At 58.5% G+C, this 11,529-nt stretch carries 9 protein-coding genes; 7 read left to right on the forward strand and 2 right to left on the reverse strand.

Features of this window, described 5'->3' with window-relative positions:
- Nucleotides 1-64: 64 nt before the first annotated feature.
- Together ACW9HW_RS25610 and ACW9HW_RS25615 are read right to left on the reverse strand one after the other, a co-directional pair.
- Nucleotides 65-703 carry a TetR/AcrR family transcriptional regulator gene (locus ACW9HW_RS25610; protein ID WP_207267661.1) on the reverse strand — a complete coding sequence of 213 codons (639 nt, stop codon included), beginning with the start codon at nt 701-703 and terminating at the stop codon, nt 65-67.
- A 240-nt stretch (nt 704-943) separates the two neighbouring features.
- A complete protein-coding gene (locus ACW9HW_RS25615) occupies nt 944-2,320 on the reverse strand; it encodes a glutamine synthetase family protein (RefSeq protein WP_095196298.1) in 1,377 nt (458 codons plus the stop codon).
- 678 nt (nt 2,321-2,998) lie between these two features.
- On the opposite strand from ACW9HW_RS25615, the gene ACW9HW_RS25620 reads away from it, so the two are divergent.
- The 7 genes from ACW9HW_RS25620 (at nt 2,999) to ACW9HW_RS25650 (ending at nt 11,422) form a co-directional block, all read left to right on the forward strand.
- Nucleotides 2,999-4,357: a glutamine synthetase family protein gene (locus ACW9HW_RS25620; RefSeq protein WP_095196299.1), complete on the forward strand. Its 1,359-nt coding sequence runs from the start codon at nt 2,999-3,001 to the stop codon at nt 4,355-4,357.
- A 60-nt stretch (nt 4,358-4,417) separates the two neighbouring features.
- Nucleotides 4,418-5,782 (forward strand): aspartate aminotransferase family protein, encoded by a 1,365-nt coding sequence (locus ACW9HW_RS25625; RefSeq protein ID WP_095196300.1) that lies wholly within the window; start codon nt 4,418-4,420, stop codon nt 5,780-5,782.
- 169 nt (nt 5,783-5,951) lie between these two features.
- Nucleotides 5,952-7,064 carry a polyamine ABC transporter substrate-binding protein gene (locus ACW9HW_RS25630; protein ID WP_095196301.1) on the forward strand — a complete coding sequence of 371 codons (1,113 nt, stop codon included), beginning with the start codon at nt 5,952-5,954 and terminating at the stop codon, nt 7,062-7,064.
- 241 nt (nt 7,065-7,305) lie between these two features.
- Nucleotides 7,306-8,403, forward strand: a complete 1,098-nt coding sequence (locus tag ACW9HW_RS25635; protein WP_095196302.1) for a polyamine ABC transporter substrate-binding protein — start codon at nt 7,306-7,308, stop codon at nt 8,401-8,403.
- 72 nt (nt 8,404-8,475) lie between these two features.
- Nucleotides 8,476-9,618, forward strand: coding sequence for an ABC transporter ATP-binding protein (locus ACW9HW_RS25640; protein ID WP_095196303.1), 1,143 nt, complete (start codon nt 8,476-8,478; stop codon nt 9,616-9,618).
- The gene (locus ACW9HW_RS25645; RefSeq protein ID WP_095196304.1) at nt 9,615-10,535 is read left to right on the forward strand and encodes an ABC transporter permease subunit; all 921 of its coding nucleotides are present in this window, start codon (nt 9,615-9,617) and stop codon (nt 10,533-10,535) included. The genes ACW9HW_RS25640 and ACW9HW_RS25645 overlap by 4 nt, the downstream gene beginning before the upstream one ends.
- Nucleotides 10,532-11,422, forward strand: coding sequence for an ABC transporter permease subunit (locus tag ACW9HW_RS25650; protein WP_095196305.1), 891 nt, complete (start codon nt 10,532-10,534; stop codon nt 11,420-11,422). Before ACW9HW_RS25645 ends, ACW9HW_RS25650 begins: the two co-directional genes overlap by 4 nt.
- Nucleotides 11,423-11,529: the final 107 nt, after the last annotated feature.

Raw genomic sequence — 11,529 nt, forward strand, 5'->3', positions numbered from 1 at the left:
ATGGAATGCATTCCCCTGTGGGAGCGAGCCTGCTCGCGAAGAGGCCAGTGAAGCCAATCAAAAGTCAGGCAGGGATAACACGCTTCGGCAAGTAGGGCGGCAAATACAGCCCCAGATACGCATCAAACACCCGCATCCCTTCCTCGGCCATGCGCGCCGTGATCTGCCCGTGTTGCTGCACCGAGCGCGCGTAGACGCGGTCGCCAAGTTCCATGGCCAGGGCAAACACATCGACGTCGTTCGGTAATTTAGGTAGCTCGAAGTGGTGATCGAACAGCTTGTGCATCAGGTCGCCCAGTTCGATGTCGTGCTGGCGGTCGGCCTGGGTGACTTCGGTGAGGCCATGCTGGGCGAGGATCAGTTGGCGGGCGGCGGCGTCTTCGCTGTAGATCGCCAGCATGCGTTGTTCCACCAATCGCGACAGATCACGCCAGCCGCCCAAGGCGTGATGGTCGATGGGCGCTTGCAGGCAGGCACGGAATGCCGCGTGGACATCGGCCGTCAGTGCTTCGAGCAGGGCCGGGACGCTGGCAAAAAAGTGGTAGACGGAAGAAGGCGGGATCTCGGCGCGCTCGGCGACGCTGTAGATCGACAGACTGGCCACGCCCTCGGCCGCCAGCAGCGTGCGCGCCGCATCGAGTATCGAGTCGATCCGGGCCTGGCTGCGTGCACGGGGTTTGCGAACGGTGGCGGTGCGCGTCATTGGAGTCTCCTGCGGGGCAGCGGGCATTGTACGAGCCGGGTTCGATGTTGTCTGCTCGGACGCCATCGCGGCGGTGCGACGATTCGACAAGCCCGCTCCCACAGGGTTGTGTGTTGCATATAAATTTTGAGTACGCAGATGATCCCTGTGGGAGCTGGCTTGCCAGCGATCCGCCGCAGGCGGCCATAAAAAAACGCCGCCGGCTTTTAACAGCCGGCGGCGTTTTTTCGCTACAACCGCTTAAACGGTATGCAGGTACCAGTTGTACTCAAGGTCGGAGATGGAGTGTTCGAACTCCTCCAGCTCACTCTCTTTGCACGCGACGAAGATATCGATGTATTTCGGATCGATGTACTTGGCCATGACTTCGCTGTCGTCCAGCTCACGCAAGGCATCGCGCAGGTTGTTCGGCAGGCTTTGCTCGTTCTGCTCGTAGCTGTTGCCTTCCACCGGCGCGCTCGGTTCGATCTTGTTGACCAGGCCGTGGTGCACGCCCGCCAGGACCGAAGCCATGAGCAGGTAAGGGTTGGCATCGGCGCCGGCTACACGGTGCTCCAGACGTACCGCGTCGGCGGAGCCGGTCGGTACGCGCAGGGCCACGGTACGGTTGTCCAGGCCCCAGCTCGGCGAGTTCGGCACGTAGAACTGTGCGCCGAAGCGGCGGTAGGAGTTGACGTTCGGGCAGAGGAAAGCCATCTGTGCGGGTAGGGTCTCGAGCACACCGCCGATCGCGTGACGCAGCGCGGCGTTCTGCTCGGGATCCTCACTGGCAAAAATATTCTTGCCGTCTTTGTCGAGAATCGAGATATGGACGTGCAGACCGTTACCCGCCTGGCCCGGGTAAGGCTTGGCCATGAAGGTGGTGTCCATCTCATGGTCGTAGGCGATGTTCTTGATCAGACGCTTGAGCAGGACCGCGTAGTCGCAGGCCTTGATCGGGTCGGCCACGTGGTGCAGGTTCACTTCGAACTGCGCCGGGGCACTTTCCTTGACGATGGCGTCGGCCGGGATGCCTTGTTCTTTCGCGCCTTCCAGAATGTCCTGGAGGCAGTCGACGTATTCGTCGAGGTCGTCGATCAGGTAGACCTGGGTCGAGTGCGGGCGTTTACCGGAAACCGGCGAGCGAGGCGGTTGCGGACGACCGTTCACGTTCTCCTGGTCGATCAGGTAGAACTCCAGTTCGAATGCGGCGCAGATGGTCAGGCCCATTTCGTCGAACTTGCGCACGACATTGGCCAGCACTTCGCGCGGGTCGGCGAAGAACGGCTCGCCTTCGAGTTCGTGCATGGTCATCAACAGTTGCGCGGTCGGGCGTTTCTGCCAGGGTTCATTGCACAGGGTATCGGGGATTGGATAGCAGATTCGGTCAGCATCACCGATGTCCAGGCCCAGGCCGGTGCTTTCCACCGTCGAGCCGTTGATATCCAGAGCAAATAGAGAGGCCGGCAGGTTGATGCCTTTCTCGTAAACCTTGTGGAGGCTGGTGCGTTCGATGCGCTTGCCGCGCACCACACCATTCATATCCGCAATCAGAAGGTCAACGTACAGAACCTCAGGATGTTCCTTAAGGAACGCGTTCGCTTCGTTAAGCTGAACGGCACGCGGGGGTACCGACATGATGCAACACCTTTGTTGTTAAAAATATCAATCATTGATCTTTTCAGATTCCAGTCAACCCGAACGGCCTGCCGAAGTCAAGCGAGGCCTTTTTTGCCCTAAAAAAGCGCCGTGACGGCATTTATGGGGCAGTTTGGGGCGTTTTTTTATCCATGGGGGACGCGACACCCGCAGGTTTGAGCAGGCCGTGTTGTATTTTTTACGGGGGTGTTGTGTAAAAAAATGAACAAGGCTAAGCTCGAATCAAACCCATAACAGCAATAATACCGGGGTGCTTCATGTCTCGCCTGCCGTTAATCGGCGTCACCGACTGCTCCAGGCAGAACGGTCTGCATGCTTATCACATCAGTGGCGATATCTGCTTGAGCGTTGAGGCTCCAGAGGCTTCGGACCTGTCGGTGATCCTCGCTTCCCTGGCGGATCGACCATCCCCGTCCGTTATTCTGGACGGCCTCGATGGCACACCCATTACGGTTACTCCATTCAATATAGAACCTATTCACAATAGCGGCTCGGCCATCGTGCAGGGTACCGCTCGTGATTCTGCACGCCCCATGTTTACCGGGGTGGCCAGGAAATCACGATAGCCTGTGCCAGATACGTATTTCAACGCGACGCCGATGCGTCAAACATCGCCTGACTCGCAAGGGTCGGGAAACTCAAAGCCTAGAGGCATTTATGAGTAACAACCTCGACCAGCTCACCGATTGGTTGAAAGACCACAAGATCACAGAAGTCGAATGCATGATCGCCGACTTGACCGGGATTACCCGGGGCAAGATTTCGCCGACCAACAAATTCATCGCCGAAAAAGGCATGCGTCTGCCAGAAAGCGTGCTGTTGCAGACCGTAACCGGCGATTACGTCGAAGACGACATCTATTACGAACTGCTCGACCCGGCCGACATCGACATGATCTGCCGTCCCGACCAGAACGCGGTGTACCCGGTGCCATGGGCCATCGAACCGACCGCCATCGTCATCCACGATACCTACGACAAGCAAGGCAACCCGATCGAGCTGTCGCCGCGCAACGTGCTCAAGAAGGTCCTGAAACTCTATGCCGACAAAGGCTGGCAGCCGATCGTGGCGCCGGAAATGGAGTTCTACCTGACCAAACGCAGTGACGACCCGGACTATCCGCTGCAACCACCGATCGGCCGTTCCGGGCGCCCGGAAATCGGTCGACAGTCGTTCTCCATCGAAGCGGCGAACGAATTCGATCCGCTGTTCGAAGACGTCTACGACTGGTGCGAATTGCAGGAGCTGGACCTCGACACGCTGATCCACGAGGACGGCACGGCACAGATGGAAATCAACTTCCGTCACGGTGATGCCCTGTCCCTGGCCGACCAGATTCTGGTGTTCAAGCGCACCATGCGCGAAGCCGCGCTCAAGCACGACGTGGCGGCAACCTTCATGGCCAAGCCCATGACCGGCGAGCCGGGCAGTGCGATGCACTTGCACCAGAGCATCATCGACATCGAAACCGGCAAGAACATCTTCTCCAATGAAGACGGGACCATGAGCCAGTTGTTCCTGCAGCACATCGGTGGTCTGCAGAAACTGATTCCCGAGCTGTTGCCGCTGTTTGCGCCCAACGTCAACTCGTTTCGCCGCTTCCTGCCGGACACCTCGGCCCCGGTGAACGTGGAATGGGGCGAAGAAAACCGTACCGTGGGCTTGCGGGTGCCGGATGCCGGACCGCAAAACCGTCGGGTGGAAAACCGCCTGCCGGGTGCCGATGCCAACCCGTACCTGGCGATCGCCGCGAGCCTGCTCTGCGGTTACATCGGTATGGTCGAAGGCCTGAACCCGAGTGCGCCGGTGGTGGGGCGCGGCTATGAGCGCCGCAACCTGCGCCTGCCACTGACCATCGAAGATGCGCTGGAACGCATGGAAAACAGCGCGACCATCGAGAAGTACCTGGGCAAAAATTTCATTACTGGCTACGTCGCGGTCAAGCGGGCCGAGCATGAAAACTTCAAGCGCGTCATCAGTTCGTGGGAACGGGAATTCCTGCTGTTTGCCGTCTGATGCGCCGGGCGCTGCCGTTGCCTGGCGGCGCTCTCACCTGGATTTTTTAGGAGATTCGTAATGACCAGCAACAATCCGCAAACCCGTGAATGGCAAACCCTGAGCAGCGATCACCACCTGGCCCCGTTCAGCGACTTCAAGCAGCTGAAAGAAAAAGGCCCGCGGATCATCACCAACGCCAAGGGTGTCTACCTGTGGGACAGCGAAGGCAACAAGATCCTCGACGGTATGGCCGGCCTGTGGTGTGTGGCGATCGGTTACGGTCGTGATGAACTGGCCGATGCCGCCAGCAAGCAAATGCGCGAACTGCCGTATTACAACCTGTTCTTCCAGACCGCCCATCCGCCGGTGCTGGAACTGGCCAAGGCCATCGCCGACATCGCGCCAGAAGGCATGAATCACGTGTTCTTCACCGGTTCCGGCTCCGAAGGCAACGACACCATGCTGCGCATGGTTCGTCACTACTGGGCGATCAAGGGCCAGCCGAAGAAGAAAGTCATCATCAGCCGCAAGAACGGCTATCACGGTTCCACCGTGGCCGGCGCGAGCCTGGGTGGCATGACCTACATGCACGAGCAGGGCGACTTGCCGATCCCGGGCATCGTCCATATTGCCCAGCCTTATTGGTTCGCCGAAGGCGGCAAAATGACCCCGGAAGAATTCGGTATCTGGGCGGCCAATCAGCTGGAAGAGAAGATTCTGGAAATCGGCGTCGATAACGTCGGTGCCTTTATTGCCGAGCCGATCCAGGGTGCCGGTGGCGTGATCATTCCGCCGGACAGCTACTGGCCGCGCATCAAGGAAATCCTCGCCAAGTACGACATCCTGTTCGTGGCTGACGAAGTGATTTGTGGTTTCGGTCGTACCGGTGAGTGGTTCGGAACCGATTTCTACGACCTCAAGCCCGACATGATGACCATCGCCAAAGGCCTGACCTCCGGCTACATCCCGATGGGTGGCCTGATCGTGCGTGATGAAGTGGTCGACGTGCTCAATGAAGGCGGTGACTTCAACCACGGTTTCACCTACTCCGGCCACCCGGTGGCGGCGGCTGTAGGCCTGGAAAACATCCGTATCCTGCGCGAGGAAAAAATTGTCGAGCGCGTCAAGGCAGAAACGGCACCGTATTTGCAGAAACGCCTGCGGGAACTGAACGATCACCCGTTGGTGGGCGAAGTTCGTGGGGTGGGTCTGTTGGGGGCCATTGAACTGGTTCAGGACAAGGCCACACGCAAGCGCTACGAAGGCAAGGGCGTCGGCATGATCTGCCGGCAGTTCTGCTTCGATAACGGGCTGATCATGCGTGCCGTGGGGGACACCATGATCATCGCGCCACCGCTGGTGATTACTCCGGCGGAAATCGATGAGCTGGTGACCAAGGCACGCAAGTGCCTGGACCTGACGCTCAGTGCATTGAAGGGCTAAGTGCTAGGCTCTGAGCGGAAGCATGAAACTTTCGCTCGGCTCAGTCATAAAGGGCGGCCTTTCCTTGAAAGACCGCCTCGGATCTTGCCAGACTAGCCGCGGTTCCAGTTGTCCGGGTTCGGCCGCTGAACAAAGTGGTTCAAAAAAGAAAAATTTGGAGCATTAACGCATGAAGGCATTAGGAAAAAAGCTTGCTGGCAAGACACTCCTCGCCATGTCCCTGATGGGCATTATGGCGGGTGCGGTTCAGGCGGACGACAAGGTGTTGCACGTCTATAACTGGTCCGACTACATCGCTCCGGACACCATCAAGAAATTCGAAACCGAATCGGGCATCAAAGTTGTCTACGACGTCTTCGACAGTAACGAAACCCTTGAAGCCAAGTTGCTGGCAGGCAAGTCCGGTTATGACATCGTTGTACCGTCGAACAACTTCCTGGCCAAGCAGATCAAGGCCGGCGTCTACCAGAAGCTGGACAAGTCCAAGTTGCCTAACTGGAAAAACCTGAACACCGACCTGCTCAAGGCCGTATCGGTCAGCGACCCGGGCAACGAGCACGCGTTCCCGTACATGTGGGGTTCGATCGGCATTGGTTTCAACGCCGAGAAGGTCAAGGCTGCACTGGGTGCCGATGCACCGACCAATTCCTGGGACCTGCTGTTCAAACCTGAAAACGCCGCGAAGTTGAAATCGTGCGGTATCAGTTTCCTCGATTCGCCAACCGAGATGATTCCGGTGGCGTTGCACTACCTGGGCTATCCAACCGACAGCCAGGACAAGAAACAACTGGCCGAAGCCGAAGCGCTGTTCCTGAAAATCCGTCCTTCGGTTGGCTACTTCCACTCGTCCAAGTACATCTCCGACCTGGCCAACGGCAACATCTGCGTGGCCGTGGGTTACTCCGGTGACATCTACCAGGCCAAGGCGCGTGCCGCCGAAGCCGGTGACAAGGTGAAAGTCAGCTACAACATTCCGAAAGAAGGTGCCGGCAGCTTCTACGACATGGTCGCCATCCCTAAAGATGCCGAAAACGTCGAAGGCGCCTACAAGTTCATGACCTTCCTGCAGAAGCCGGAAATCATGGCTGAAATCACCAACGCCGTACGCTTCCCGAACGGTAACGCGGCGGCCACGCCTCTGGTCGAAAAAGAAATCACTGATGATCCAGGCATCTATCCGCCGGCGGACGTGCTGGCCAAGCTGTACGCGATTGCCGACTTGCCGGCCGCGACCCAGCGGATCCTGACTCGCAGCTGGACCAAGATCAAATCCGGTAAGTAAGTAGTAAACCCTGTGGGAGCGAGCCTGCTCGCGAAAAAAATCGGAACGCCGCGGGGGTGTCAGGCACCACGCGTTATCGTTGACGGCCATCGCGAGCAGGCTCGCTCCCACAAGGGTCTTTATAAAGTTTGCTGGAACGGTTTTTCGAGGGTAAGTTGCGCGCCGGTTTTGTTGCCAGGCAGCCATGGCTGTCATGTAACGCGGGGCAACTTGGGCCCAACTAATTTTAGAGGACCTCCACTTGCCTATTTCTTCTTTGTTGCGCAATGCCATGTTGCTCGGTGCCGGACTGACGCTTGCCGCCAGTGTCCAGGCCGCCGGCACCGTGCATATTTATAACTGGTCCGATTACATCGGCGAGACCACCCTGGCCGACTTCCAGAAAGAGACCGGTATCAAGCCGGTCTATGACGTGTTCGATTCCAACGAAACCCTGGAAGGCAAGTTGCTGGCCGGGCGTACCGGTTACGACGTGGTCGTGCCGTCCAACCACTTCCTTGGCAAACAGATCAAGGCCGGTGCTTTCCAGAAGCTCGACAAGTCTCAATTGCCGAACTACAAAAATCTCGACCCTGTACTGCTCAAGCGTCTGGAACAGAACGATCCGGGCAACCTGTACGCCGTGCCGTACCTGTGGGGCACCAACGGCATCGGTTACAACGTCGAGAAGGTCAAGGCTGTACTGGGCGTCGACAAGATCGACTCCTGGGCAGTGGTATTTGAACCGGAAAACATCAAGAAGCTGCAGAGTTGCGGCGTGGCGTTCCTCGATTCCGCCGATGAAATGATGCCCACGGTCCTCAACTACATGGGCCTGAACGCCAACAGCACGAATCCTGAAGACTACAAAAAGGCCGAAGCCAAGTTGCTGGCGGTGCGGCCTTACGTGACCTACTTCCACTCTTCCAAATACATCGCGGATCTGGCCAACGGCGATATCTGCGTGGCCATCGGTTTCTCCGGCGACATGTTCCAGGCCCGCAACCGCGCGGCTGAAGCGAAGAAAGGCGTGGAAATTGCCTATTCGATTCCCAAGGAAGGCGGTGCGCTGTGGTTCGACATGCTGGCGATTCCAAAGGACTCGGCCAACGTGAAAGAGGCGCACGCGTTCATCAACTATTTGCTGAAACCTGAGGTGATCGCCCAGGTCAGTGATTACGTCGGCTACGCCAACCCTAACCCCGGGTCGGACTCACTGATGGAACAGTCCATTCGCACCGACGAAGCGGTTTATCCACCGCAAGCCGTGCTCGACAAGACTTACGTGTCCATCGAGCTGCCACCCAACATACAACGCTTGATGACCCGCAGCTGGACCAAGGTCAAGTCGGGTAAATAGCTTCAAGGCTCAAACTATCCAAGGTTGGCTCACCTTGAGCGAACTGCACTCTTTTTTTTGGGAGTTTCGTAAATGGCAGTTGCCTCCGGCGCCTATAAGAAAGCCCTCGAGGGCGACCAGTCACCTAAACAGGTGCTGGTCAAAATCGACCGGGTCACGAAGAAATTCGACGAGACGATTGCCGTGGACGATGTGTCCCTGGAAATCAAGAAGGGCGAGATTTTCGCCCTGCTCGGCGGTTCGGGATCGGGCAAATCCACCTTGCTGCGCATGCTCGCCGGCTTCGAACGACCGACCGAAGGACGGATCTTCCTTGATGGCGTAGACATCACCGACATGCCGCCTTACGAGCGGCCGATCAACATGATGTTCCAGTCCTACGCCTTGTTCCCGCACATGACCGTGGCGCAGAACATCGCCTTCGGCCTCAAGCAGGACAAGCTGCCCGCCGCTGAAATCGATGCGCGGGTGGCCGATATGCTCAAGCTGGTGCAGATGAGTCAGTACGCCAAGCGCAAACCGCATCAGTTGTCCGGCGGTCAGCGTCAGCGTGTGGCCCTGGCCCGTTCGCTGGCCAAGCGACCGAAGCTGCTGCTGCTTGATGAGCCGATGGGCGCGCTGGACAAGAAACTGCGCTCGCAGATGCAACTGGAGCTGGTGGAGATCATCGAGCGCGTGGGTGTGACCTGCGTGATGGTGACCCACGACCAGGAAGAGGCCATGACCATGGCCGAGCGCATCGCGATCATGCACCTGGGCTGGATTGCCCAGATCGGCAGCCCGATCGACATCTACGAAACCCCGACCAGCCGCCTGGTCTGCGAATTCATCGGCAACGTCAACATCTTCGACGGCGAAGTGATCGACGATGCCGAAGGCCACGCGATCATCACCTGCAAAGACCTGGACCGCCAGATCTATGTGGGTCACGGCATCAGCACCTCGGTGCAGGACAAGTCCGTAACCTATGCGATCCGCCCGGAAAAACTGCTGGTGACGCCGGACATGCCGACCTGCGAATACAACTGGTCCAGCGGCAAGGTGCACGACATCGCCTACCTGGGCGGTCACTCAGTGTTCTACGTCGAACTGCCGAGCGGCAAGATCGTCCAGTCCTTTGTCGCCAACGCCGAACGCCGTGGCGCGCGTCCGACCTGGGGTGACCAGGTCTACGTGTGGTGGGAAGACGATAGCGGCGTGGTGCTTCGCTCATGAACATGCGCAAATTCAAACGCCGCCTCAACCGAATAATTCCCGGTGGCCGTCAGCTGGTCATCGGGGTTCCCTTCATCTGGCTGTTCCTGTTCTTCATGTTGCCGTTCTTCATCGTCCTGAAGATCAGCTTCGCCGAAGCCGACGTGGCCATTCCGCCGTACACCGAAATCTACAGCTACGCCGAGCAGAAACTGCAGGTGCTGCTGAACCTGGGCAACTACGCGATGCTGGGCGACGATGAGCTGTACATCGCCGCTTACCTGGGCTCGTTGAAGATGGCGTTTTTCAGCACCGTCCTCTGCCTGCTGATCGGCTACCCGATGGCCTATGCCATCGCCAGCGCCCGCAAGGAACTGCAAACGGTGCTGGTGTTGCTGATCATGATGCCGACCTGGACCGCGATCCTGATCCGCGTCTACGCGTGGATGGGCATCCTCAGCAACAACGGCCTGCTCAATGGCTTCCTGATGACCATGGGCTGGATCAGCGAGCCGCTGCAGATCCTCAACACTAACCTCGCCGTGTATATCGGCGTGGTGTATTCGTACCTGCCGTTCATGATCCTGCCGCTGTACGCCAACCTGGTGAAACACGACACCAGCCTGCTGGAAGCCGCATCGGACCTGGGTTCGAGCACCTTCAACAGCTTCTGGAAAATCACTGTGCCGCTGTCGAAAAACGGCATCATCGCCGGCTGCATGCTGGTGTTCATCCCGGTGGTGGGTGAGTTCGTGATTCCTGAACTGTTGGGCGGTCCGGAAACCCTGATGATCGGTAAAGTGCTCTGGCAAGAGTTCTTCAACAACCGTGACTGGCCGGTGGCGTCTGCCCTGGCGGTAGTGATGCTGGCGATCCTGATTGTGCCGATCATCCTGTTCAACCGCAGTCAGGCCAAGGAAATGGAGGGTAAAGAATGAAGCGCTTCCGTTTCTCCAGCCTGATGCTGGTATTGGGTCTGCTGTTTATCTATCTGCCGATGCTGATCCTGGTGATCTACTCGTTCAACGCCTCGAAACTGGTGACGGTCTGGGGCGGCTGGTCGATCAAGTGGTACGTCGGCCTGATGGACAACACGCAGCTGATGGGTTCGGTGGTGCGCTCGCTGGAAATCGCCTGCTACACGGCGGTGGCCGCCGTGGCGCTGGGCACCCTGGCCGCGTTCGTCCTGACCCGCATCACCCACTTCAAGGGCCGTACGCTGTTCGGTGGCCTGGTCACCGCGCCATTGGTGATGCCGGAAGTGATCACCGGTCTGTCGCTGTTGCTGCTCTTCGTGGCCATGGCGCAGATGATCGGCTGGCCGCAGGAGCGCGGCATCGTGACGATCTGGATCGCTCACACCACGTTCTGTGCAGCGTATGTGGCGGTGGTGGTGTCGGCGCGCTTGCGTGAGCTGGACCTGTCGATCGAAGAAGCGGCCATGGATCTGGGTGCGAAGCCGTGGAAGGTGTTCTTCCTGATTACCATCCCGATGATCGCGCCATCCCTGGGGGCCGGCGCCATGATGTCCTTTGCGCTGTCTCTGGATGACCTGGTATTGGCCAGCTTCGTGTCGGGTCCGGGTTCCACGACCCTGCCGATGGAAGTGTTCTCGGCGGTGCGCCTGGGCGTGAAGCCAGAGATCAACGCGGTGGCCAGTCTGATTCTGCTGGCCGTGTCGCTGATGACCTTCCTGGTCTGGTTCTTCAGCCGCCGCGCCGAAGAAGCGCGCAAGCGTGCGATCCAACAAGCCATCGAAGAAAGCGCCGCCGACTCCTGGAAACAACCGGACGTGCGCCGCGCGCAGGCGCCGGAAGCGGCTTGATCTGAAATCGGGTTGACCACCATTGCGTGGCCAACCCAAATCCACTGTGGGAGCGAGCCTGCTCGCGAAAGCGGAGTGTCAGTCAACGTTGATGTCGACTGACACTC

The organism is Pseudomonas sp. SDO5532_S415 (assembly GCF_054071155.1).

Coding starts and splice junctions, on each gene's coding strand:
- ACW9HW_RS25610 (WP_207267661.1), bottom strand. CDS start 703: ATGACGCGCACCGCCACCGTTCGCAAACCCCGTGCACGCAGCCAGGCC.
- ACW9HW_RS25615 (WP_095196298.1), bottom strand. CDS start 2,320: ATGTCGGTACCCCCGCGTGCCGTTCAGCTTAACGAAGCGAACGCGTTC.
- ACW9HW_RS25620 (WP_095196299.1), top strand. CDS start 2,999: ATGAGTAACAACCTCGACCAGCTCACCGATTGGTTGAAAGACCACAAG.
- ACW9HW_RS25625 (WP_095196300.1), top strand. CDS start 4,418: ATGACCAGCAACAATCCGCAAACCCGTGAATGGCAAACCCTGAGCAGC.
- ACW9HW_RS25630 (WP_095196301.1), top strand. CDS start 5,952: ATGAAGGCATTAGGAAAAAAGCTTGCTGGCAAGACACTCCTCGCCATG.
- ACW9HW_RS25640 (WP_095196303.1), top strand. CDS start 8,476: ATGGCAGTTGCCTCCGGCGCCTATAAGAAAGCCCTCGAGGGCGACCAG.
- ACW9HW_RS25645 (WP_095196304.1), top strand. CDS start 9,615: ATGAACATGCGCAAATTCAAACGCCGCCTCAACCGAATAATTCCCGGT.
- ACW9HW_RS25650 (WP_095196305.1), top strand. CDS start 10,532: ATGAAGCGCTTCCGTTTCTCCAGCCTGATGCTGGTATTGGGTCTGCTG.